22 protein-coding genes and 1 pseudogene are annotated in these 23,968 nt (G+C 65.3%); 12 read left to right on the top strand and 11 right to left on the bottom strand.

Annotation, left to right across the window (positions count from 1 at the left end):
* Nucleotide 1: 1 nt before the first annotated feature.
* From IQ16_RS04385 to IQ16_RS04360, 6 genes are all read left to right on the top strand, one after another.
* Nucleotides 2–1,459, top strand: coding sequence for a sensor histidine kinase (locus IQ16_RS04385; protein WP_018648220.1), 1,458 nt, complete (start codon nucleotides 2–4; stop codon nucleotides 1,457–1,459).
* A 303-nt stretch (nucleotides 1,460–1,762) separates the two neighbouring features.
* Nucleotides 1,763–2,722 carry a helix-turn-helix domain-containing protein gene (locus IQ16_RS04380; protein WP_035668320.1) on the top strand — a complete coding sequence of 320 codons (960 nt, stop codon included), beginning with the start codon at nucleotides 1,763–1,765 and terminating at the stop codon, nucleotides 2,720–2,722.
* Nucleotides 2,723–2,819: 97 nt separating this feature from the next.
* Nucleotides 2,820–3,101, top strand: coding sequence for a hypothetical protein (locus IQ16_RS04375; protein ID WP_018648222.1), 282 nt, complete (start codon nucleotides 2,820–2,822; stop codon nucleotides 3,099–3,101).
* Between the two features lie 118 nt (nucleotides 3,102–3,219).
* Nucleotides 3,220–4,425 (top strand): NAD(P)/FAD-dependent oxidoreductase, encoded by a 1,206-nt coding sequence (locus IQ16_RS04370; RefSeq protein ID WP_018648223.1) that lies wholly within the window; start codon nucleotides 3,220–3,222, stop codon nucleotides 4,423–4,425.
* 90 nt (nucleotides 4,426–4,515) lie between these two features.
* Nucleotides 4,516–5,433, top strand: a complete 918-nt coding sequence (locus tag IQ16_RS04365; protein WP_026312853.1) for an MBL fold metallo-hydrolase — start codon at nucleotides 4,516–4,518, stop codon at nucleotides 5,431–5,433.
* A gap of 227 nt (nucleotides 5,434–5,660) precedes the next feature.
* Nucleotides 5,661–6,317, top strand: coding sequence for an HAD family hydrolase (locus tag IQ16_RS04360; protein ID WP_018648225.1), 657 nt, complete (start codon nucleotides 5,661–5,663; stop codon nucleotides 6,315–6,317).
* Between the two features lie 40 nt (nucleotides 6,318–6,357).
* Here the strand turns inward: IQ16_RS04360 and IQ16_RS04355 are convergent, their stop codons facing one another.
* Together IQ16_RS04355 and IQ16_RS04350 are read right to left on the bottom strand one after the other, a co-directional pair.
* Nucleotides 6,358–7,089: a cytochrome c biogenesis CcdA family protein gene (locus IQ16_RS04355; protein ID WP_018648226.1), complete on the bottom strand. Its 732-nt coding sequence runs from the start codon at nucleotides 7,087–7,089 to the stop codon at nucleotides 6,358–6,360.
* Between the two features lie 203 nt (nucleotides 7,090–7,292).
* Nucleotides 7,293–7,559 (bottom strand): hypothetical protein, encoded by a 267-nt coding sequence (locus tag IQ16_RS04350; RefSeq protein WP_018648227.1) that lies wholly within the window; start codon nucleotides 7,557–7,559, stop codon nucleotides 7,293–7,295.
* A 485-nt stretch (nucleotides 7,560–8,044) separates the two neighbouring features.
* Between IQ16_RS04350 and IQ16_RS04340 the strand changes: the two genes are divergently transcribed.
* The 5 genes from IQ16_RS04340 (at nucleotide 8,045) to IQ16_RS04320 (ending at nucleotide 12,647) form a co-directional block, all read left to right on the top strand.
* Complete coding sequence (locus IQ16_RS04340) at nucleotides 8,045–9,091, top strand: LysR family transcriptional regulator (protein ID WP_018648228.1); 1,047 nt, start codon at nucleotides 8,045–8,047, stop codon at nucleotides 9,089–9,091.
* A 30-nt stretch (nucleotides 9,092–9,121) separates the two neighbouring features.
* Complete coding sequence (locus IQ16_RS04335; protein WP_020608151.1) at nucleotides 9,122–9,493, top strand: helix-turn-helix domain-containing protein; 372 nt, start codon at nucleotides 9,122–9,124, stop codon at nucleotides 9,491–9,493.
* 404 nt (nucleotides 9,494–9,897) lie between these two features.
* On the top strand, nucleotides 9,898–11,247 hold the full coding sequence (locus tag IQ16_RS04330) for a L,D-transpeptidase family protein (RefSeq protein ID WP_018648230.1): 1,350 nt from the start codon (nucleotides 9,898–9,900) through the stop codon (nucleotides 11,245–11,247).
* A gap of 121 nt (nucleotides 11,248–11,368) precedes the next feature.
* Entirely contained in the window at nucleotides 11,369–12,184 is an 816-nt protein-coding gene (locus IQ16_RS04325; protein WP_018648231.1) for an enoyl-CoA hydratase, read from the top strand.
* 175 nt (nucleotides 12,185–12,359) lie between these two features.
* Entirely contained in the window at nucleotides 12,360–12,647 is a 288-nt protein-coding gene (locus IQ16_RS04320) for a hypothetical protein (protein ID WP_018648232.1), read from the top strand.
* 92 nt (nucleotides 12,648–12,739) lie between these two features.
* Here the strand turns inward: IQ16_RS04320 and IQ16_RS04315 are convergent, their stop codons facing one another.
* The 9 genes and pseudogenes from IQ16_RS04315 to IQ16_RS04275 form a co-directional block, all read right to left on the bottom strand.
* Entirely contained in the window at nucleotides 12,740–13,156 is a 417-nt protein-coding gene (locus IQ16_RS04315; protein ID WP_018648233.1) for an ASCH domain-containing protein, read from the bottom strand.
* A gap of 10 nt (nucleotides 13,157–13,166) precedes the next feature.
* Nucleotides 13,167–14,246, bottom strand: coding sequence for an isocitrate/isopropylmalate dehydrogenase family protein (locus IQ16_RS04310; RefSeq protein WP_018648234.1), 1,080 nt, complete (start codon nucleotides 14,244–14,246; stop codon nucleotides 13,167–13,169).
* A 114-nt stretch (nucleotides 14,247–14,360) separates the two neighbouring features.
* Nucleotides 14,361–15,428 (bottom strand): alcohol dehydrogenase, encoded by a 1,068-nt coding sequence (locus tag IQ16_RS04305; protein WP_018648235.1) that lies wholly within the window; start codon nucleotides 15,426–15,428, stop codon nucleotides 14,361–14,363.
* Nucleotides 15,429–15,505: 77 nt separating this feature from the next.
* Nucleotides 15,506–16,473, bottom strand: a pseudogene (locus tag IQ16_RS04300) (ABC transporter ATP-binding protein).
* Nucleotides 16,470–17,462, bottom strand: coding sequence for an ABC transporter ATP-binding protein (locus IQ16_RS04295; protein ID WP_018648236.1), 993 nt, complete (start codon nucleotides 17,460–17,462; stop codon nucleotides 16,470–16,472). The pseudogene IQ16_RS04300 and the gene IQ16_RS04295 overlap by 4 nt, the downstream one beginning before the upstream one ends.
* Nucleotides 17,459–18,331, bottom strand: a complete 873-nt coding sequence (locus IQ16_RS04290; RefSeq protein ID WP_018648237.1) for an ABC transporter permease — start codon at nucleotides 18,329–18,331, stop codon at nucleotides 17,459–17,461. The genes IQ16_RS04295 and IQ16_RS04290 overlap by 4 nt, the downstream gene beginning before the upstream one ends.
* Nucleotides 18,318–19,268, bottom strand: a complete 951-nt coding sequence (locus IQ16_RS04285) for an ABC transporter permease (protein ID WP_018648238.1) — start codon at nucleotides 19,266–19,268, stop codon at nucleotides 18,318–18,320. The genes IQ16_RS04290 and IQ16_RS04285 overlap by 14 nt, the downstream gene beginning before the upstream one ends.
* A gap of 7 nt (nucleotides 19,269–19,275) precedes the next feature.
* A complete protein-coding gene (locus IQ16_RS04280; RefSeq protein ID WP_018648239.1) occupies nucleotides 19,276–20,811 on the bottom strand; it encodes an ABC transporter substrate-binding protein in 1,536 nt (511 codons plus the stop codon).
* A gap of 132 nt (nucleotides 20,812–20,943) precedes the next feature.
* Nucleotides 20,944–22,140, bottom strand: coding sequence for a CaiB/BaiF CoA transferase family protein (locus tag IQ16_RS04275; protein ID WP_018648240.1), 1,197 nt, complete (start codon nucleotides 22,138–22,140; stop codon nucleotides 20,944–20,946).
* Between the two features lie 196 nt (nucleotides 22,141–22,336).
* Here IQ16_RS04275 and glgA point away from each other — a divergent pair, with 196 nt between their 5' ends.
* A complete protein-coding gene (glgA, locus tag IQ16_RS04270; protein WP_018648241.1) occupies nucleotides 22,337–23,752 on the top strand; it encodes a glycogen synthase GlgA in 1,416 nt (471 codons plus the stop codon).
* Nucleotides 23,753–23,968 lie beyond the last annotated feature (216 nt).

The raw sequence follows: 23,968 nt of genomic DNA, 5'->3' as shown, positions 1-23,968 counted from the left end.
GATGCTGCCGATGATCGTCTTCGCGGTCGGCATCGCCTTCTACCATTACAAGCAGGACCGCAGCGACGCGACGCGCCGCGTGCTGGAGAACGTCCGCAGCATGCGCCTCGTGCTGGATTCCGAGGTGCAGCGCATGACCGGCAGCTTGCAGGTGCTGGCGCTGACGAACTCGCTGCGCAACGACGACTTCCAGAACTTTCGCCGCATCGCGCTCGGCTTCCTCGACCAGTACGGCAAGGGCGGCCTGCTGCTGATCTCCGACCGCAAGGGCCGGCTGTTATTCTCCACCGCCTCGGAGGATACTGCGAGCCTGCCGCTGCGTGGCAATCTCGCTATCGTCGAGAACGTGTTCGCGACCAGAACGCCGCAATATTCCGACCTGTTCACCGGCGCGATCAATGGACGTCAGGTGTTGACCGTCGAGGTGCCGGTGTTCCGGAACGGCGAGGTGATCTACGACCTCTGCTTCAGCCCGCCGATCGGCATATTCCAGGAGCTGGTCGAGAAGCAGCGGCCCGACCAGAAGTGGACAGTATCCCTGCTCGACACCACAGGCACGGTATTCGCCCGCGTGCCTAATCCCGCTGAAAACTTCGGCAAGCGCGCATCGCCTTCGCTGCACGAGGAAATGTTTCGCGCTCCCGAGGCCACGCTGTCGTCGGTCTCGCTCGACGGCGTCGCACTCGCCTCCGCCTACACCCGATCCCGGCTCACGGGATGGACGGTGGCCGCGGGCGTCCCCGAAAGCTCGTTGATCGCCCCGCTCTGGCGCAACATTGCGATCACCGGTCTGATCGGCGGCATCCTGCTGCTGATCGGCCTCACCTTCGCGGTGCGGATGGCAACCACGATCGCGCGCGGCGAGATGCTGCACAATCTCCTGATCGAGGAGCTCAACCACCGCGTCAAGAACACGCTGGCCTTGATGCAGGCGATCGCGGTGCAGACCTTCCGCAGCGCCAGTCGTGACGAGCGGGCCAAGTTCGAGGGACGGCTCGGCGCGCTCGCCGAGGCGCATAATCTGCTCAGCCAGGAGAAATGGGTGGGCTCGGAGCTGAGGGAGGTGATCGCCCGTGCGCTTCAACCGTTCCTGCTGAGCAGCGCCGACCGCATCCGGATGGCCGGCCCTACGGTGCCGCTGTCGCCGCGGCTTGCGGTGGTGCTGTCGATGATCGTGCACGAGATCGCCACCAACGCCGCGAAATACGGCGCGCTGTCGAGCGAGACCGGCCGGGTGACGCTCGACTGGGAGGTCATCGCCGATACACCGAAGCCGCGGCTGCGCCTGATCTGGACCGAGATCGGCGGACCGCCGGTGACCGCGCCGGTGCGGCGCGGCTTCGGCTCGCGCCTGATCGAGCGCAGCGCCCGCGACCAGCTCGGCGGCGAGGCAACCGTCGACTTCCTGCCGCGCGGCGTCGTCTGCACGGTCACTTGCACGCTGGACGAGGCGCGCTGAACAGGGATCATCGAGCAGTGGTGCAGACCTGCTCGTCAGCTCGCCGTGTGACGGCTTGCCGCTCTTTCACAAGCCATTTCGACGGCATCTCACCGTCTCTCGTGCGATCTCCGTCCTACACCGCGACAGCTCGGCGCCGCCCGGCGTGCGTTTGCGAAAACGCGCGCCTGCCCTGAGCAGGATCGGACAAAGCACGACCGCTTCAGGAAAGACGCTGTTCCGTCACCCGCATAGAACGCGCACCGACCCGTACAAATACGGACGACTGATGTGCAGCCTGACACGATCAGGAGGAGCCGCACAATGATCGGGAGCACTGCACTCATGCGCAATCCCTCACCCAAGGGCTTGCCACCCCCACCCGGCGCACAGCCTGACGATGGCGCGACGCCCCAGCTGCGCGCTGCCGATACGGAGATGGCGCGCGTGCTCAAGACGAAGCCACTTCGCATGGCCTCCGATTCCCAGAGCGGCACGATTGCCTATTGGAAGCACGAGCCGCTGCACGACGTGGTCGAACCCATGGCCGATCACGTCATCATGACCTATCCCGCCGGCTCACAGGCACTGGAGCGGCGCAGCGGAAAATCGGCTGCGATCAGTACGGCGCGACCCGGCGTCGTCACGATCATTCCGGCCGGATCGACCTCGCGATGGGACATCCACCGTTCGATGCATGTCGTTCAGCTCTATCTTCCGCAGCGAACGCTGCTGCGTATCGCCGATGAAGCCGGCACGGTGAGCCCCGGCGACCTCCTGGAAAGAACCGGGCATCCCGACGCCATCACGTCCCGCCTGCTGCTGAGCGCAGCCGACTCGCTCGAAGGCAGCGCCACCCTCGACACGCTGTTCCGGCAGCAACTGACCGATCTCCTCGCCACGCGCGTGCTCGCGGCCCACGCCGGCGTGCCGGCCGCGCCGCAGCCGATCATCGGCGGCCTCTCGCCAATGGTCCTGCGCCGGTCCATCGAACGTCTCCGCTCGGACAGCGATGCGGACGTCTCGCTGGCTGCGCTGGCCTCCGACGCCGGTCTGTCGCGTTTCCATTTCTGCCGGTCCTTCAAGGAGAGCACCGGACTCTCGCCGCATGCCTGGCTGCGCCAGCACCGGCTCGAGCAGGCCATGAACATGCTGCGGGAGACCGACGAACCGGTCGTCTCGATCGCCGCAGCGCTCGGCTATTCCACGCAGACCGCCTTCGCCGCCGCATTCAAGAAGCTGACGGGTGAAACGCCGAGCGATTGGCGCAGACGGACGCGTTAGCAGCAATCCCGCGACAGCGACGGCAATCGCTCTGGGGCAGTCGAGCATCCGGTTCGCTAAATATCTCAGGAACGGACCACGCGGACGGAGACGAACAATGGACTGGAAACGCCTTGCAATTGCACCGCGCCGCAAAGCCATCGCAACAGCGCTCCTCTACGGGCTCTCGCTGACCGTGCGCCTCACCTCGCCGACAGCCGAGGAGGCCCCGGCGCAGAACGCCAGTCCCCTGGCGTCAATCCTGGTCAATCATGATTGGCCGAGGAAAGCTGCAGTGCCGGTCGCCCTGCGCGGCTGGCCCTCGAGCCCGAGAAGCTGCCAGGCGGCCTGTGGAAGCCCCGCGCTGCTGTCGTCACTGCCGAGCTGCACCGCCCCGTAAGGGTACAGCGTCCACCGCTTGACCTCTTCGCGTCATCGCCGATCGCAGCAGGCTCCGCCGACCTCGGGCCGCGATGACGCACGTCTGTCCCGATCAACCCAATCCAGGAGTGAACCACATGCGACTTCTCATCATCGGCGCCGGCTTCGCCGGCATGTACGCCGCCCTCTCCGCCGCCCGTTTGCGCGACATCCAGGGCGCCTCGCCCGACGATCTCGAGATCGCGCTGATCGCACCGGAGCCGACACTGGTGGTCCGCCCGCGGCTCTATGAGCCGAAGCCGGAAACCCTGACGGCGCCGTTGCTCGACGTCCTCAAGGCGATCGACGTCAACTACATCCAGGGCAGCGCCGAGACCGTCAACACCGAGGCGCGGACGGTGCAGATCACGACTGCGGGGGGCACGAAGAAAACGCTGTCCTACGACCGTCTCGCGATCGCCACCGGCAGCCGCCTGTTCCGCCCCAACATTCCCGGCCTTGCCGAGCACGGCTTCAGCGTCGATTCGCTCGATGACGCCGTGGCGCTGGACAAGCACCTGCACGGTCTCGCGGACCGGCCGGCCGTCAACGGGCGCGACACGGTCGTCGTCGCCGGCGGCGGTTTTACGGGCATCGAAGCCGCAACCGAGCTGCCCGCGCGCCTGCGCAAGATCCTCGGCAAGGATTCGAAGTCGCGCGTGATCATCGTCGAGCGCAACGGCGCGATCGCCCCTGATATGGGTGAAGGCCCCCGTCCGCTCATCGAGGACGCCCTGCGCAAGCTCGGCGTTGAGACCCGGCTCGGGGCCTGCGTCGCCTCGCTCGACAAATCCGGTGTGACGCTCTCGACCGGCGAGCATATCGAGACCGAGACGGTGGTCTGGGCCGCCGGCATCCGCGCCGCTCCATTGACGGCACAGATTCCCGCCGAGCGCGACAATTTTGGCCGGCTTCTGGTGGATCGCGATCTGCGCGTGCCCGGTGTCGCCGGCGTGTTCGCCACCGGCGATGCCGCCCGCGCCGCCTGCGACGACGAGGGCAATTACGCGCTGATGTCGTGCCAGCACGCCACGCGGATGGGCGCCTTTGCCGGCAACAATGCCGCCGCCGAGCTGCTGGGCGTTCCGACCAGGCCCTATCACCAGAAGGCCTATGTCACCTGCCTCGACCTCGGCGAAGCCGGCGCGCTGTTCACGCGCGGCTGGGAGCGCAAGGTCGAGATGGTCGGCGACGTCGCCAAGAAGACGAAGCGGGAGATCAACACCGTCTGGATCTATCCGCCGAAGGCCGAGCGCGCCGCCGCGCTCGCCTCGGCCGATCCGGAGCGTGTGACCGATCTCTAGACACGTGAAGCGACGGCGGCCGCGCGTCCTGGCTGCGCGGCCCGCTCAACCAAGTTCAGCCAGAAGCCTTCCATGAAACAGGAGACGAACATGAACCTGCACAACACCTCATATCCCGTGTCATCGGGCCCCGAAGAACTGGTGCCGTCACGCTACGCGCTCAAGATTGGCGAGATCGACGTGCTGGTGGTCAGCGACGGCGTGCTGCCGCTGCCGACCACGATGCTGGCGCATAACGCGGCCCCGGCCGAGCGGGCTGCCTGGCTGCACGACATGTTCCTGCCGCAGGACGCGTTCGACTGGGCACTGAATGCGGTCATGGTGCGCAGCGGCGACAAGACCATCCTGATCGACGCCGGCCTCGGCTCCGACCCGAACTTGCACCTGCCGCGAGCCGGGCAGTTGATCAAGCGACTGGAGGCCGCCGGCATCGATCTTTCGGCCGTGACCGATCTGGTGCTGACCCATTTGCACATGGACCACATCGGCGGGCTGCTCGTCGACGGCGTGAAGCAGCGGCTGCGCAAGGACCTGCGCATCCACGTCGCGGCCGCCGAGGTCAGGTTCTGGGAGGCGCCCGATTTCTCCCACACCAACATGCCGCAGGGATTCCCGGACGCGCTTCGGGCCACCGCCAAGCGGTTCGTGAAGGAGTACGGCAGTCAGCTGCGGACGTTCGACGAGACGCAGGAGATCGCGCCCGGCGTCATCGCCCGTCGGACCGGCGGTCACACCCCCGGACACAGCGTCGTTCGCGTAGCGTCCGGCGGCGACGCACTGACATTCGCGGGCGATGCCGTGTTTGCGGTCGGGTTCGAACAACCCGACTGGCACAACGGCTTCGAGCACGACCCCGAGGAGGCGGCGCGCGTTCGTATCCACCTGCTGCGAGAGCTTGCCGAAACCGGCGAGATGCTGGTCGCCACGCATTTGCCGTTCCCGTCCGTCGGACGGGTCGCGGTCGACGGCGACGCTTTCCGCTGGGTGCCGGTGTTCTGGGATTACTGACGGCTGGTCAGGCGAGACCAAACGGGGGCGCGTGCTCATGACCTTCGAGTGCGCGCCCTGATTCAAATCATCAGTGACGCCCTCGGCATCCGCGACACAGCCGAGGACCCGCCTCAGAGCCTCACGGACCTGCCTGCGACGATTCCAGACGGCCAGGATGGCCTCCGTCCATTGTCCCGGATATAGCGAGACATTCCGGTGAACGATGTGCTTGGAGCCTCGCAAGAATGACCTCTGCTAGTCCCGAACTTGTCATTTTCGATTCGGACGGCGTCCTGGTCGATAGCGAGATCATTGCACTGACCGTGCTGGTTCAAACGGCATCCGAGGAAGGCATATCGATCCGCGTCGAAGACGCCATACGTTCTTTCCGCGGGGTCAAGATGGCCGATTGCGTGCGCGAAATCGAGCACCGGCTGGGCCGCCGCGTCCGAGACAGCTTCATCGACGACGTTCGGCGGGCAACCGCGCTGGCGTTTGATGCCGAACTGAAGCCGATCGAAGGAATCCATGCGGCATTGGCCGAAATCGACGTTCCGGTTTGCGTAGCATCCAACGGCCCCATGTCGAAGCTGACACATGCACTCGGATTGACCAAACTGCTGGAGCATTTCGAAGGCCGCATCTTCAGTGCGTATGAGGTTGGTTCGTGGAAGCCGGACCCCGGCCTGTTCCTGCATGCCGCACGTACGTTGGGCGTTCACCCCTCACGTTGCGTCGTTGTTGAGGACTCGTTGTCCGGAGTCCGCGCGGCAAAGGCCGCAGGAATGAAAGTCCTCGGCTTTACCGGAGGAGATTCGGGAGCTGAGCGAGAATTAGCGGAGATCTGTGACGACCTCTGTCATCGAATGAGCGACCTTCCGGCTTTGCTACGCATGGAATGATCGCAGCACTCCCCCTCTCGGAAGCGCTATGGCGCACGCCCTATCCGAATGTCTGCAGCGCCGGGAAGGTCTCGAGCAGCCAGATGCTCACATTGGAGACCGCGCCGGTGAGGAAGCCGATGCCGGTGATCACCATCAACACGCCCATGGCGCGTTCGACGTTGACGAGCTGGCCCTTCATGCGCGCGAACAGCGTGGAGAACTGCTCGATCATCAGCGCTGCGATCAGGAAGGGAATGCCGAGGCCGGCCGAATAGACCGCGAGCAGCCCCGCGCCCTTCGTCACCGTGGCTTCGGCCGCGGCAATCGAGAGGATCGCAGCCAGGATCGGGCCGATGCAGGGCGTCCAGCCAAAGGCGAAGGCCAGCCCCATGATGTAGGCGCCCCAGAGGCCGACGGGCCTGGGGATCGGCAGCCGGCCCTCGCGCATCAACAGGCCGATGCGCGTCAGGCCGAGGAAGTGCAGGCCCATGATGATGATGACGATGCCGGCAAGGATCGACAGCTCGGCCGACCAGGCCCGGATCAGCCCGCCGATCAACGAGGCGCTGGCCCCGAGCGCCACGAACACCGTGGAGAAGCCGAGCACGAACAGCAGTGCCGACATCATGATCGCGCGCTTGGAGGTCGAGGCCGGCTCCTCGCTCTCGACATGCTCGATCGTCGCGCCCGTGAGATAGATCAGGTAGGGCGGAACCAGCGGCAGGACGCAAGGGGAGAGGAAGCTGACGAGGCCGGCAATCAGCGCCGCCGGGATCGAAACATTTTGCATGATGCAGTCGGAGCCATCTCAGGCGCCGGTGCGGCACGCGGGAAACGCGCGCGGCCCGGAGCACCGGCTCTGGTGTAGCCGATGCCGGAGAATGCGCAACAGAGGCGCACAAAACCAGGGCTCCTCCCGATGCCGTCCGTGATCACAGATGCGGCATCGGGACGCGCACAAACCTCGCCAAAAAGCGAGACCAGGCGGCGCGGCTACTTCACCACGCGGAGCAGCGGACGCCGGGGCTGGTCCTGCGTCTGCTTGGAAGAGGGCGGCGGTTCGCTTCCGGCGTTCCGCAGCATTTCGTCGCACAGCGCCTTGAGATCGGCGCTGTCAATTCCTTTGAGTTTCATCCGCACGTCGAGGATGACAATCGACAGCAGCTCGGCCGACTCGCGACTGTTCATCTCGTTGAGCGCCCTGCGGCACTCCTCGAGCGTCTCCAGCACCGACTGCAACTGTTCGTCTGAATGCGACACCGGGCGTTCTTTCCGTTAATTCGGCCTGCGAGACGTATTTGCGACGACCCCTTTGGCCCCCATGGGAGACCAAGGATAACACGAGGCCGCGACGCCTCTGAACATGATTTCAATGTGTTTCTGCGTTGATTTCGCGGTTCCGACGAACATCGGCCCGCCGCATCGTCGGCCATCGTCGAGACAGCCGGGGAGAGAACGCCTGTTGCGTTGTGATTGATCCATGCAGGGAGTTGGAAGCGCTATTTGCGCAAGGATGTCCATTGCGGACAGCGCCGACAATCCCGCAGCCATCTGAAGGCTCGCAACGGAACTCACGCGACACCCCTCAATTCAGGCGATCGTCTGCCCGATTCCCAGCCCGTGGCCGCACCATGATACCAGCAGCGAGGTAGTAAAGGATGACGTTCAAAACTCGTCACCCCGCAACCCGCCGTGGTTGTGGTTTGCGCCAGATTCTGCCAGTTTAGCCGCCTGAAGGGACTTGTATGCACTCCTTGGCGGAAAGGGGCGTTCCTCCAGAGGAACGCCTAAAAACAAATCTCAGCGGCCTCTCCGATTGGGATGCGGCGCGCATCTTTCTGGAAGTCGTCCGCTGCGGAAGTTTCCGCTCGGCAGCCGAACGGCTGTCGTTGTCGATCAACGCTGTCCGCCGCCGCATTGACGATTTCGAGCGCCAGACCGGCACCACTCTGTTCACCCGCGACGTCCATGGCACGCATCTGACGGACGAGGGCGCGCTCGTCGTCTCCGCCGTCGAGCGGATGGAAGCAGCCGCGTTCGACGTGTTGCGCACCAGCGATTCGACCGGCAACGCCCTGTCCGGCGAGGTCCGCGTCGCCGTCACCGAGGGTCTCGGCACGTTCTGGCTCGCGCCGCGCCTGGTCGAATTCCAGCAGGCCTATCCGAAGATCCTGGTCGACCTGCATTGCGCCATGCGCTCGGCCGACGTCTCGCGCCACGAGGCCGACGTCGCCATCCACCTGTCACGGCCTTCTGCGCTCGACGTCAAGCTGGTGCGGCTCGGCCGCATGCATCTGATGTTCTGGGCTTCGGAGAAATACCTCGAGAAACACGGCACGCCGCGCTCGGCCCATGAATTGATCAAGCACCGCCTGGTGCTGCAATTCGCCGACCAGCTCGCCGCCAAGGAGACTTTTGAGAGCTTCTTCCCGGGCGTTCAGGAACGTGACCTTCTGGTCATGAAGACGAACGTCTCAAGCGCCAATTACTGGGCTGTCGCGAATGGCGCCGGAATCGGCGTATTCCCGAGTTACGCCATTGCGCTTGGCGGGAAGTTGATTCCACTGGAGGTCGAATTGAACCGACCGCTGGATATCTGGTTGTCCTACCATCCCGGTAGCGGCCGCATCCCGCGCGTTCGGCACATGATTGACTGGCTGATCGAGGCTTTCAATCCAGCTCGCTTCCCGTGGTTTAAGGAAGAGTTCGTGCACCCGCATGAATTCAAGGACTCGTATATGGGCGAACCCCTGACCCAGCTCTTCGGGGGATTTTCAACCGAAGAACGGTGAGAAACGACTATGAAAACAGCGGCGAAAAGAATGAAGCAGCGCAGTGCCGGCAAGCCGGACATTGAGCTTGGCAAGCGGATCCGTCTGCGGCGCGTCGAGATGAAGATCTCGCAGGCCGAGCTCGGCGAAAAGCTCGGCGTGAGCTTCCAGCAGGTCCAGAAGTACGAGAAGGGCGTCAATCGCGTCGGCGCAGCCCGCCTGCAGCAGATCGCGTCCGCCCTCGACGTGCCCGTGACCTTCTTCTATGACGGCGACAACAAGGCGCGCGAAGTCGAAAGCCTGCTCTTCCTCGATTCGGCTTTCAGCCTCCGCCTGCTGCGCGCCTACAGCAAGATCAAGGATCAGACGGTGCAGCGTCAGCTCGTCTCGCTGATGGAATCGATCGCGGCCAACGAAAGCTGAGCCGATCGACGGTCTGGCCTTGACGGCCGACGTTCAATCCGCCGCGTCACGGGGGCGCGGCCGGATTGGACGAGATCGGCTGGATCGGATCTTCTGAACCAGATTTGGCGTGCGCCATCCGCGCGCGGACTTCGTATTTCGGGGCGGCCTGACCGCCCTTTTTTCTTGTCCTTTTCCCTTCCCCATCGCGGTTTTCGCGAACCCATTCCGCCCTTGCTGCGACCCAATCGAGAGACTCCGCGGGCGGACGCGCGGAGCTTTCGACTGCCGTGCTTAATGGGACCTCAACACCGGCGTCCTAATTTTCCGTCGATTTCGCGAATCGGCGTACGCAGCGCGGCGGCCGAACCTTGCCAATGCGAGTGCCCGTCCGGGCCTCGCTCTCCTGGGGGAAGATGGGACACATGTCGAAACGCCATGCGATGATCGTTGCCGTCGGCGTGCTCGCCAGCGCCTCTGCGCTGGCACAAACCGAGACCGTCGGACAGGCCACGCCCAAGCCGGCAACGGCCGGGACGGTGCCGGCTGCGGCCAATCCGGCCCACGCAGCTGCGCCGAAAACCGCAACGACGCCCGCCTCGACGCCCGAAAGCCGCTCGGCCGCGGCGCTCGCGCTGACGCACGAGCCGACCTATGACGAAGGCTCCGCCCAGCGCATCAAGGAGGCCGCGTTCAGCTATTCCGCACTCGCCGTGCGCGGCGGCTGGCCGACGATCCCCGCGGATGCCAAATTCGCGCTTGGCGTCCAGGGCGCGAGCGACGATCTCCTGCGCAAGCGGCTGATCCTCTCCGGCGATCTTTCCGCCGACAAGACCAGCGGCGCCTTCGACCAGGATCTCGCCGACGCGGTGAAGCGCTTCCAGGCACGTCACGGCCTCGCGCCGACCGGCACGGTGACGCCGCGCACGCTCGCGGCGATGAACGTCTCCGTGCAGAAGCGCATCCGCCAGCTCGAGGCTTCGCTCGAGCGGCTCGAGAACATGAATTTCGGCTTCGGCCAGCGCTATGTCGTGGTCAACATTCCCGCCGCCTTTGCCGAAGCGGTCGAGAACGACGTCGTGGTGCGGCGCTATCGCGTCATCGTCGGCAAGACCGAAAAGCCCTCGCCGACGCTGACCGCCCAGATCACCAGCGTCGTCCTCAATCCGACCTGGACGGTGCCGGCCTCGATCGCCAAGACCGAGATCTCGGCGCATATGCGCAAGGACCCGACCTATCTGTCGCGCATGCACATGGAGGTGCTCGACGCCCACGACAATCCGATCGATCCGCATTCGGTCGACTGGTCGGGCACGCGCACGCCGAACTTCACGGTGCGCCAGCACAACGGCACCTTCAATGCGCTCGGCGCGGTCAAGATCGACATGCCGAATTCCTATTCGGTCTACATGCACGACACCAACCAGCGCAATTTGTTCAGCGACGACTACCGGTTCGATTCCCACGGCTGCTCGCGCGTCGACAATGTGCGCGATCTCGCCGCCTGGCTGCTCAAGGACCAGCCGAAATGGAGCCGCGCCGCGATCGACGCGGAAATCGCCAGCGGCCAGCATCTCGAGGTCGCCATGGCGAAGAAGGTGCCGGTGGCCTGGATCTATCTCACGGCGTGGATGACCAAGGACCAGACCATCCAGTTCCGCAACGACGTCTATAACCAGGACGAGCAGCTGCTGGAGGCGACGGCCGAAGAGGCGGCGTTCTTCGGCAAGGCCGCCGGCCATCCGCTGACCGCGCACATGCATGTGACGCAATAGGCGCTTCTCGCGCCATGCAATCGCGGCACGGGCCGATGCAAAGCCGCGTCCCCTGCCGCGGTTGACCGCGGCCTCGGACCGGCCGCACATTGCGCCTCGCCAACCAACACGCGAGCGCGCGATGCCCGAGATCTCCAACGAAAAATCCTACGCCGACGGCAAGATCCTCCAGCACGCCGGCGACGGTGTCGGCGTGATCACCTTCAACAATCCCGACAAGCGCAACGCGATGTCGCTGGAGATGTGGGAGGGTTTTGGCGAGGCGCTGACGGCCTTGCGCGATGACGACGCCGTGCGGGTCGTGATCCTGCGCGGTGCCGGCGGCAAGGCGTTCGTGTCGGGAGCCGACATCAGCCAGTTCGAGAAGACTCGTCACAACGCCGCGGCGTCCGAGGAATACGCCAGGCGCAGCGTCGCCCAACGCGCGCTGCTTGCCGACTATCCGAAGCCGACCATCGCCTGCATCCAGGGCTTTTGCCTCGGTGGCGGCATGCAGGTCGCGATGCTCGCCGACATCCGCCTCGCCTCGCAGGACAGCCAGTTCGGCATCCCCGCGGCCCGGCTCGGCATCGCCTATGGCTATGACGGCTTGAAGCATCTGGTGTCGCTAGTCGGCCCGTCCTGGGCGCGGCTTCTGATGTACACCGGCATGCGCATCGATTCCGCCGAGGCGCTGCGCATCGGCCTCGTCGAGCGCGTGTTCCCGGAGGACCAGCTCTGGGGCGAGACCATGGCGATTGCCGAGACGATCTCGCAGAACGCCCCGCTCGCGATCAAGGCGGCCAAGATCACCATCGCGCAGGTCTTGAAGGACGAGAGCGCACGCGACATGGACGCGATCAAGGCGATCGGCACCGCATGCATGGACTCGGCGGATTTCCGCGAGGGCCGACAGGCGTTCATGGAGAAGCGCAAGCCGCAGTTTCAGGGCAAGTGAACGGCTGTCGTTGCAAACACGCCTCTCTCACCGCCGTCATTGCGAGGAGCTCTTGCGACGAAGCAGAGCGAGGTGAACCAACGTTCAGGAAGATTAAATTCCTCTCCCGCCTGCGTTGCGGTAGCAACCAATTGATCTGGCGCTAGTTCTCCCGGAACCAACGAGGGAGACTGCGATGAAACTCAAACTTGCTGTTCTTGGCCTGGCTGCCATGGGCGGTATGGCGCTCGCTTCGGGACCGGCCCTTGCGGCAATGCCGAACGGCATTCCGCAGGCGGACCGGATTGCAAAAGGCCCGGCTGCCGACGTCGATCAGGTGCGTATGGTCTGCAACGCCTGGGGCCGCTGCTGGTGGCGTCCGAACTATTATGGCGCCTACGGCTACTATGGCGGCCCGCGCCGCTTCTACGGTTACGGCCCCCGTCCATGGGGCTACGGCCACCGCCACTGGCACCGCTGGTAAATGATGAAGGGGCCGTGAGGCCCCTTTTCTTGCGCAACGCTTTGTACTCACAAAAGGCGCGGACGCGGTGCGCCTGCTTCTGCGCCGCTCGGCTATGATCTCGCGACCGGCAGCTCCCCAAACACCTCGATCAGGCGAAAGCGCTCACACATGAGCATCATGTCTTCGCTGAATCGTCCGAGCCGGCCGAAATAGGTGCGATGAGCGCTGCGCCAATAGTCCAGGCTTCGGTCGCCTTCGCCCTCGTCAAAGGCAAAGGCGGCGTCGACGTCATGGAAGCGCCGATATGTGACCTCGGTGCTTTCGATGACGCAGCGCGGCTCTCCCCGTCCATCGAGCACGACCCAGCGCTCGCCGGGCGTAGATGTGTTCGGCTCGTCTTCCGTGCTGCAGGTCGCGGTCTTGATGCCCCTGACGACGAGATCGAGCAATTCGTCCGCGAGCCCGGGGCTGTCGCCGAAAGCAAACGTCCGGAGATGTCGATAGCGTTCGGGGACCTGCGTGCTCATCCGCTTCCTTTCAGAGTGCGGCAATCACTGCCTTCGTGATGTCGGCCGTGCCGTTGCTGCCGCCAAATTCCATCGGCTTGATGCCGCCGCCATAGATCTCGTCGACCGCGCGCTCGATCTGCTCGCCGGCCTCGGCGGCGCTTTCGACACCATGCTTGTCGGCGAGCCAGTCCAGCATCATCGCGGCCGACAGGATCATGCCGGTGGGGTTGGCCTTGCCCTGCCCCATGATATCAGGCGCGGTGCCGTGGCAGGGCTGGAACACCGCATATTTGTCGCCGATGTCGGCGGACGGCGCCATGCCGAGACCGCCGATCAGGCTCGCGGTGATGTCGGAGACGATGTCGCCGAACATGTTCTCCATCACCATCACGTCGAAATCCCAGGGACGCTTGACCAGCATCGCCGAGCAGGCATCGACATAGAGCCGGTCGGTCTTCACGCCGGGATGCTTCTTCTCGATCTCGTCGAAGATGCCGCGGAAGAACGCAAAGGCCTTGAACACGTTCGCCTTGTCGACGCAGGTGAGCATCCCGGGCTTGCCGCGCGCCTTGCGCCGCTCGGCAAGACGGAACGAGAACTCGAACAGACGCTCGGAGGTCCGGCGCGTGATGACCATGGTCTCGCGCGCGTCCTCGTGGGTGACGACGCCCTTGCCCATCGAGGCGAACAGGCCCTCGGTGGATTCGCGGATCACGACGAGATCGATGCCGCGCTTGTCCGCGCCGACGATCGGGCTCGGCACGCCGGGAATGAGGCGCGCCGGCCGCACGCCGGCATAGAGATCGAAGATGAAGCGCAGCTCGATCTGCGGCGCGATCTCGGTATTGTCGGGGTAGCGCACCGACGGCAGGCCGCAGGCGCCCAGCAGGATCGCATCCGCCTCCTCGCACAGCTTGATCGTCGTATCAGGCATCGACTTGCCGGTGGCGAGATAATTGTTGGCGCCGGCCGGCGCCTCGGTGAAGCGGAAGCTGAGGCCGGATTTGTCGCCGACCTTGCGCAGCACCTCGAGCGCCGGCGCCATGACTTCGGGACCGATGCCGTCACCGGCGAGCACGGCAATGTGGAAGGCGTTGTTTGCGGACATGGGGGTTCCTGGATTTTTCAGACGTCATTCCGGGGCGGTCCGCAGGACCGAACCCGGAATCTCGAGGTTCCGGGTTCGATGCTTCGCATCGCCCCGGAACGACGTAAAGAGAAACTACGGCGTCAGCACCGTGCGGCCGACCACCGCGCCCTGTTGCAATTGCACCAGCGCGTCGTTGGCCTTGCTGAGCGGGGCCTTTGTCACCGGGATCGGCGCCACGTTCTTCGCCCGCACGAGGTCGAGCAGCTCCTGCGTTTCGCGCAGGTTGCCGACATAGCTGCCCTGGATCGTCACCGCCTTGATCGGGATCAGCGGCAGCGCCCAGGTCGCGCCGCCGCCGAACAGGCCGACGATGATGAGCTTGCCGCCCTTGGTCAGGCAGTCGAAGCCGAGCTGCGTCGTGGCAGAGTTGCCGACGAGGTCGATCACGGCGCGGATCGGCCCGCCCGCCTTCTTCGCAAGCTGCTCCAGCGCATCCGGCGCCTTGGGATCGACGGTGGAGAGCGCGCCGGCCTTCTCGGCCGCTTCGCGCTTCCTGGCGTCGATGTCGACCATGATCGCGCCCTTGCCGCCCATCGCCTTGAGCAGCGACAGCGCCATCAGGCCGAGGCCGCCGGCACCGAACATCACGATCGGCGTGTCGAAATGCTGCTCGACCTTCTTCAGCGCGCTGTAGGTGGTGACGCCCGAGCAGGCATAGGGTGCGGTTGTCGCGGGATCGAGGCCCTTCAGATTGAGCAGATAGCGCGGATGCGGCACCAGCATGTGATCGGAATAGCCGCCGTCGCAATAGACGCCGAGCGAGCGCGGCGTCAGACACATGTTCTCGTCACCGCCGAGACACGTCGCGCACTTGCCGCAGCCGATCCAGGGATAGACGAGGCCGACATCACCCAGCTTGAGATCGCCCTGGTCGGTCGGCTTCACGTCCGGGCCGAAGGCCAGGACTTCGCCGACGGTCTCGTGGCCCATGGTCAGCGGCAGGTTGATGCCGCGGTCCTTCAGCGATAGCGGCTTGCGGCCGTGGCCGAGATCGTAGCCGCCTTCCCAGATGTGGAGGTCGCTGTGGCAGACGCCGGCGGCCTTCACCTTGATCAGCACCTGCGTGCCCGAGGGCTGCGGCGTCGCCTCGTCGAACTCCTGCAGCGGCGCCTTGAAATCGGCAACCTTGAAACTCTTCATTGGAATCCTCCCGGCATGCTTGTCGTTCTCGGCCTCACCATGCCATGGCCGGCGAGACGAGACAAACCGGTCTTAGTTCAGGCCAGCGGATGGTGGCAAGCGGCGAACTGGCCGGGGGCGACCTCGCGCAACTCCGGTATCTCCGCGCTGCATCGCTGATCGGCGCGTGGGCAGCGGGTGCGGAAGCGGCAGCCTGACGGCGGTGCAATCGGCGATGGCGGCTCGCCGGTCGCCACACTCTCGGCGGGACGCACATCCGGATCGGGCACCGGGATCGCCTGCAGCAACAGGCTGGTGTAGGGATGCGCAGGCCGTGCGAACAATTGCTCCGAGGGCCCGACCTCGCAGAGCCGACCGAGATACATCACTGCGACGCGGTCGCTGACGGCTTTGACCACCGCGAGGTCATGCGCGATGAACAGCAGCGTCAGGCCAAAGCGCGCCTTCATCTCCTCCAGCAGGTTGAGGATCTGTGCGCGGATGGAGACGTCGAGCGCCGAGACCGGCTCGTCGCAGACGATGAACTCGGGGTTGAGCACCAGCGACCGCGCGATGCAGATGCGCTGGCACTGGCCGCCGGAGAATTCGTGCGGCAGGCGGCCCACGACGAGATCAGGATCGAGCCCGACCGCCGCGAGCACCTCGTGAACCCTACGCTTGCGCTCCGCAGCATTCTTGACGCCGGCGATGATCAGCGGTTCGGCGACGATGTCGCCGATGCGCCGGCGCGGATTGAGCGAGGCGATCGGATCCTGGAAGATCAGCTGCACGCGGCGCCGCATCCTGCGCAGCGCCTCGCCCTCCATTGCCGTGAGATCCTCGCCGTCGAACAGCACGCGGCCCGATTTGGCGCGGCGCAATTGCAGCACCGCGCGCCCGAGCGCTTGCCGCAGCCGGATTCGCCGACCAGCCCCAGCGTCTCGCCGCGCGCGACCTGGAGGCTGACGCCGGAAACGGCATGAACCGTCTTGTTGCCGAGGCCATACTCGACGACGAGATTGTCGACGTTGAGAAGCGCCTCGTTGCGCACGGCCAGCTGCATCATGCGCCGATCCCCTCGGCCATCCGGATCGGATGGAAGCAGGCGTAGAGATGATCGGGCCTCTCCGCGCCCTTCAGCCCGGGCTTGGCTTCGCGACAGTGGCCGGTGGCATAGCGGCAGCGCGGCGCGAAAGAGCAGCCCTGCAGCGGCCGCGTCGGATCGGGTGGACGACCGGATATCGCAGGCAGCGGCGTGTGCGGCGTGATCTCCAGCTTCGGGATCGCCGCCAGCAGCGCCTCGGTGTAGGGCATGTGCATGCGTTTGAACAATGCTGGCGTCGGCGCGCGCTCCACCACCCTGCCCGCATACATCACCGCGACCTCGTCGGCGCGGCCGGCGACGACGCCGAGATCGTGGGTGATGATGATCATCGCCATGTGACGGCGCTGCTGCTCGCGCGCGAGCAGATCGAGGATCTGCGCCTGGATGGTCACGTCGAGCGCCGTGGTCGGCTCGTCCGCGATCAAGAGCTTCGGCTCGCAGGACAGCGCGATCGCGATCGCGATGCGCTGGCGCATGCCGCCGGAGCATTGATGCGGATATTGCGCGAGCCGCTGCTCCGGCGCCGGAATGCCGACGGCGGCCAGCAGCTCGATGCTGCGCGCCTTCGCTGCGGAAGCATCGAGCTCGAGATGCTCCTGGATCGTCTCCATCAGTTGCGTGCCGATGGTGAGCACCGGGTTGAGCGAGGTCATGGGATCCTGGAACACGACCGCGAGATCGCGCCCGCGCAGCTGTCGCAGGCTCTCGCGATCGAGCCGCACCAGATCCTGGCCGTCGAACATCACGCGTCCCGTCAGCTTCGCCTTCCTCGGCAGCAGCTGAAGCACCGCGCGCGACAGCATGGTCTTGCCGCAGCCGGACTCGCCGACGATGCCGAGTGTGCGCCCCGCCTCCAGTGACAGATCCACGTGATCGACAGCGCGCAAGTTTCCACGCGGGGTCGGCAGCTCGACTGCGACGTCCTCGATGGTCAGGAGCGGCATGCTCACAGCGCCCCCTGACGCGGGTCGGTCAGCGCCCGCAAGGTGTCGCCGACGAGGTTGAAGGCCAGCACGGTTAGGAACAGGCCCGCTGCCGGCAGAAAGGCCAGCCGTGGCGCGACGTCGAGACTTTCGCGCCCCTCGCCGATCATGCTGCCCCAGCTCGCCATCGGCGGCGGCACGCCGAGCCCGAGGAAGGACAGCGCGCCTTCGACCACGATGGTGACGGCGACGCCGAGCAGGAAGAAGGCCAGCAGCGGCAGGATCACGTTCGGTAGCAACTCGCGCAAGAGGATGCGTGCATGGCTCGCACCCAGCGCCTCGGCTGCGATCACGAACTCGCGCCGCGCCAGCGTCAGTGTCGCCGCGCGCGCCACCCGCATGAAGGCGGGAATGCCGAGCACGCCGAGGATCAATGTGAGATTGGGAATGGACTGGCCGAGATAGGCGGTCACCGCGAGCGCGAAGATCAGCGGCGGAAACGCCAGCAGCACGTCCATGCTGCCGACCACCAGCGTCTCGAACCGCCCTCGGAAATAGCCCGCGAGCAGGCCGAGCGCGCCGCCGAACACGAGGCCAATCATCGGCGCAATCAGTCCGACCGTCAGCGAAACGCGCGCTCCAAAAATCAGTCGGGCGAGCTCGTCGCGGCCGAGCCCGTCGGTGCCGAGCCAGTGCTCGGTCGAAAACGCGGCGCGGCGCTCCAGCATGTCCATGTCTACAGGGTTCTGCAGCGGCAGCACCGGCGCCAGGATCGCCAATGTCAGGATGATCGCGAGCCAGCCGCTCGCGAGCCAGAACAGCAACCCGAGCTTGCGCCCGCGTCGCACCGGCGCAGATACGGCCTCGTCCTGCATCGACAGCTCAAGCGTGGCCATGGCGGATCCTCGGATCGAGCACGGCGTAGAGCATGTCGACGATGAAATTGACGATGACGAAGCCGCAGGCCACCAGCAGCACCACGCCCTGGAGGATGACGAGGTCGCGGGTGTAGATCGCCCCGACCAGCAGCCGGCCGATGCCGGGCAGCGCGAAGATCGATTCCACGATCAGCGTGCCGCCGAGCAGGCGGCCGATATTGATGCCCGTCACCGTCACCAGCGTCAGCGACGAAGGCTTGAGCGCATGCACGAACAGGATGCGTGATGGCTTGAGCCCCTTGGCCTTGGCCAGCGCGATATAGTCCTCCTGCAAGGTCGCGATCATGTCGGAGCGCAGCACCCGCATGATGCCGGGCCATTCCGCCAGCGCCAGGGTGAGCGCCGGCAGCACGAAGAAGCGCAAATTGGCCAGCGGCTCCTCGGTGAACGGCACATAGCCGGTCGCCGGCAGCCAATGCAGCTCGACCGCGAACAGGTAGATCAGGAGGATCGCCATTAGGAAGGACGGCATCGACAGCATCGCGAAGGCACTGCCGGTCATGAAGCGGTCGAAGGCGCCGCCGGCGCGCGCGGCGCAGGCGATCGCGACGGGAACGCCGATCAGCAGCCCGATGAACTCGGCCATCAGCATCAGCTGGAGCGAGACCGGAATGCGCTCGGCGACCGCCTGCAGCACGGTCTGCCCGGTGCGGAACGAGCGGCCGAGATCGCCTTGCAGCACGTGACCGAGCCAGCTCAGGTAGCGCCACCACAATGGCTGGTCGAGCCCCATGTCACGGCGCAGCGCCGCGACATTCTCCGGCGTTGCCTGGTCGCCGAGGATGACGAAGGCGAGATCGCCGGGGAGCAGCGAGGCGATCAGGAAGGTGAGCAGCGAAACGGCAAGCAGCACCGGCAGGATGGCAAGGAGCCGCCGAACGACGAAGTTCAGCATCGCGTTTTCATTCCAGCCAGGTGGTCGAGACGTCGATCACGCCGTTGTAGATCTTCGGAAAGCCTTTCAGCTTCGCGCTCGATAGAGCGTAGTACGTGTTCTGGAAGGTCCAGAACCAGATCGCCTCCTTGTTGATCAGGCGGCTGATGGCGCAGTAATCCTCGGTGCGCTGGCCGAGATCGGCGGTGACGCGCGCGTGGTCCAGAAGCTTGTCGAGCTCGGGATTTGAGAAGCTGGAGAGCGCCAGCGGGCTGCCGCTGCGGAAATTCGCGTACATCTGCGGATCGGGATCGGCGAGGTCGACGATGCGCCACGGCGTCAGCTGGAACTGGCGGGTGAAGGCGCGCGAGGGAATGGTGGCCTGGTCGACCTGCTCGATCTCCATGTTGGCGCCGGCGCGCTTCCAGAACTGCTGCAGCACCTGGCCGATCATGCGGCCGCGCGGTGTCGCGCTCACCAGCATCTTGAACTCGACCGGCTTGCCATAATCCTTGATCAGCGCCTTGGCCTTCTCGACGTCGAACGGCAGCGCGCCGTCGTCCTTGCACTTGACCCAGGAGCCGTCGCCATAAGGATTGGTCGCGGGCCGGCTCAGGCCGTTGCTGATCGCCTGCGACATCTTCGGGCGGTCGATCGCCATCACCAGCGCCTGGCGCACGCGGGCGTCGTCGAACGGCGCGACCTTGGTGTTGAAGGCGTAGACCTGCGCGCCCGAGCCCTTGTAGGTGTGCACGGTGAGCTTGGAGTCCTTCTGCGCCTTCATGATGTTGTCGGCGTCGTTCTCGTCGTCCCAGATGATGTCGGCCTCACCCGATTGCAGCGAGGCGAAGCGCGACTGCGCATCGGGCAGCGGCTTCAGGATGATGCGATCGAGATAGGGACGGCTCTTGTCCCAGTAATTGGGATTCTTCTCCAGCACCATGCGGTCGCCGGCGGTCCATGATTTCAGGATGTACGGGCCGGTGCCGACGGGATTGCGATTGTAGTCGTCGCCCTTGGTCTTCCAGGCGGTCGGCGAGTGAATGACGTTGTTCTGGCTCTGGATGGTGATCACCGCCGGCAGGTTCACGGAAGGATCGGTGAGCCTATAGACGACGGTGTAGTCGTCCGGGGCCAGCACCTCCTTGACGTTGGTGATGTAGAAGGCGCAGCGGCACTTGTTGGCGGGATCCTTCTGCCGGTCGAAATTCTCCTTGAAGGCCTGTGCGTTGAACGGCGTGCCGTCGTGGAATTTCACGCCCTCGCGCAGCTTGAAGGTCCAGATCATGTAGTCGTCGGAATGGGTCCATGACACCGCGAGCTTCGGCGCGACCTCGCCTTTTTCATCGAGTGTGGTGAGCGTGTCGAAGATCGCGGCCGCGGCGGTGTTGGTCGAGGTGTCGTAGACACCGACCTTGAGCGGATCGAAACCGGGAATGTCGAGCTCCTGGCCGACGGTGATGCTGCCGCCCGATTTTTGCGCCTGCGCAGGCGAGACAAGCGCAAATGCCGCAACAAGGAAAATCGGCACGTGCTTGCGCGCCGCGGCAGCAATCTTCGTCATGGTTCCTCCCGGGATCCCTCGTCCGATGTTTCGGATCGTTGATGACTCGGAAAGCAAGCTTGGCGACAAATGCTCGCCACGGCAAGAGGAACACACGAGAGATCAAACGCCGCATGCGCGGCGTCATGTTGCTCAAGATGTCGCGGCCGTTTTGCCTGACGGAATTGGCGCCTTGTCGGCAAGGCCGATCTCGTCGCGCAATGCGTCCGTGTGCGCGCCGAGCACGGACACCGTCCTGGCCGGCGTGGTGTCGGCCCCCGACATCCGGAACGGCAGGTTGAGCACCCTAAACGAGCCGCCCTCGTCCCGCACCTCGGAGAGTGCCTGGCGATGCGCAAGCTGCGGATCGGCCAACGCATCCGACACGGTGCGATAGGCCGAGGCCGGGACGCCGGCAGCACCAAGCGCGAGCAGGCATGCATCGGTCGAGAGCTGCCGCGACCAGACCTCGACGCCGTCCATCAACGCCGCCCAGTTCTCGCGGCGCGGGGCGTAGGTGGCGAAGCGCGGATCGGAGACCCATTCGGGGCGGCCGATCACCCCCATCAGGGCCTGGAATGTCTTCTCGCTGGCGACCGTGATCATGACGTAGCCGCTTGCCGTCTCGGTCGGTCCGAACATCGGGCGCGGCGGCGGCGCCACCGCGAATTGCGAGCTCTGCAACTCGGTCAGGGTCAAGGTCAGCATCGATTCCAGCATGGAGACGTCGATGTGCTGGCCGAGCCCGGTCACGCTGCGCTGATAAAGCGCCGAGGCGATCGCACCAAAACCGTAGGTGCCGGTGACGACGTCGGCGTGATAGATGCCGCAATAGTCGGGCCTGTTACGGCCGGGCTGATAGGCGAGATGCGCCATGTCGTAGCCGGAGGCGGCGTGGATCACCGGCGCATAGGCCGGCAGCTCGGCCGAGGGGCCGGTCTGGCCATAGCCGGAGATCGAGCAGTAGATCAGCCTCTCGTTGACCGCACGCAGCCTGTCATAGTCGAGCCGCAGCCGGTGCATCACGCCGGGACGGAAGTTCTCGACCAGGATGTCGGCGGTCGCGGCCAGCCGGTAGACGGCGTCCCTGCCGTCGTCGGATTTGAGGTCGAGCACCAGGCTCTTCTTGCCGACATTGAGCTGGCCGAACGCGGTGCTGCACCCCTTGCGCAGCGGCGGCCGGGTCCGCATCGTCTCCCCGCCGTCGGTCTCGATCTTGATGACCTCGGCGCCCATGTCGGCTAGCATGCGCGCGCAGTGGGGACCGGCGATCGTGGTCGAAAAATCCAGGACCCGCAGGCCCGCGAAAGCCTTCGTCGTCGTCCCCTCATGCTTGTCTGGTAGCTGCATGCGTGCCGCGTCTCCCTGGGGCCCCCTCAGGAACCATGGATGTTCTCTCTTGTTGGTGCGGCGACCCTAGAGGGCGGCGGCTGAGTAGGAAAGTCTTTACCGAGCAGACGCGTCTTGCGGCGGGCTTGAGAATTTCCGGGACAACTGGACCCGTTCTTGCATAGCAGCAAACGGGATCGGATGAGGGCAGCAGTTCTTGAGGGTCTTGTTCGTCACGACAGAGATGGACGACTTCGTCCGCGTCGGCGGGCTTGGAGCCGTTTCCGCCGCCCTGCCCCGAGCGCTACGCCCCTTCGCCGATATCCGGATCATGCTGCCCGGCTATCGCGACATCATCGAGCAACTCACGCATATCCAGATTGTCGGCCGCTGCCCGCCGTTCGCGGAGATGCCGGCCTGCTCGCTCGGCCGTGCCGCGACCAAGGACGGCCTGCCGGTCTATGTGCTGTTGTGCTCGCAGCTCTATGACCGGCCCGGCAATCCCTATGGCGATGAGTCCGGGCACGACTGGCCCGACAACGACATCCGCTTCGCGCGCTTCGCCTCGGCAGCCGCTGAGCTTGCCATGGGCAAGCTGGACAAGAATTGGGCAGCGGACCTCGTCCATGCCAACGACTGGCAGGCCTCGCTGGTGCCGGCCTATCTCGCCTGGCGCGGCGCCAGGCTGCCGTCGATCCTGACCATCCACAACCTCGCCTATCAGGGCCTCTTCCCGAAGGAGGCGCTGCGGCGGATCGGCGCACCGGAAAGCTCCTTCCACATCGACGGCGTCGAGTTCTACGACCAGGTCTCCTTCCTCAAGGCCGGCCTGGTCTACGCTTCGCACCTCACCACCGTCAGCGGCACCTATGCGCGGGAGATCACCACGGCCGAATTCGGCTGCGGCCTGGAAGGCCTGCTCCGCCTGCGCTCGGACGCGGCCGAGCTCACCGGCATCCTCAACGGCATCGACGAGAGCTGGGACCCGCGCTATTGCGCACAGCTCGCCCAGCAGTTCGGCGCCGGCGACTGGGTCGGCAAGAAGGCCAATGCGGATTACGTGCGCAAGCAGTTCGGGCTTGCGGTGTCGCGCGGACCGATGTTCGGCATCGTCGCCCGCCTCGTGCACCAGAAGGGCATCGACCTCGTACTGGCGGCAGCCGACGAGATCATCGATGCCGGCGGGCAGATCGTGGTCACCGGCTCCGGCGAGCCCGCGCTCGAGCAGGCACTGATCAACGCCCATCGTCGCCGTCCCGATGCCATCGGTGTCGCGATCGGCTTCAACGACGCCCAGGCGCGGCGCATCTTTGCCGGCAGCGACTTCACCCTGATGCCGTCACGGTTCGAGCCCTGCGGCCTCAGCCAGATGTACGCCCAGCGTTTCGGCTCATTGCCGATCGGTCACCAGACCGGCGGCCTTGCCGAGACCATCAGCGACGGCGAGACCGGCTTCCTGTTCTCGAAACCCTCGCACGAATCCTTCCTCGGCGGCGTCCGCCGCGCCTTCTCGGCCTTCATGGCGCAAGACCAGCTCGACACCATGCGCCGCAGCGCCATGGGACGCTCGTTCTCGTGGAGCATCTCGGCCAGCAGCTACAGCGCGCTGTATCGGAAGCTGGCGTCGGTGTGAGGCCGAGGCGTTGCTAGGTTCTCCGTCATTGCGAGCGAAGCGAAGCAATCCAGAGTCTTTCCGCGGCGGCAGTCTGGATTGCTTCGTTACGCTCGCAATGACGAGGAGGAGAGAGTATCGCCTCGCTCCCGTCTCGTGCCCCGGACGCGGCGCAGCGCGTCGCCCTTGCGACGTGGTGCGCTGCTGAGCCGGGGCCCACGCTGTACAGGAACTTGT

Source organism: Bradyrhizobium huanghuaihaiense, assembly GCF_007830635.1.
GTDB lineage: Bacteria > Pseudomonadota > Alphaproteobacteria > Rhizobiales > Xanthobacteraceae > Bradyrhizobium > Bradyrhizobium huanghuaihaiense.
Note: the sequence above shows the minus strand (reverse complement) of the source record. Positions and strands in the feature narration are given on the sequence as shown.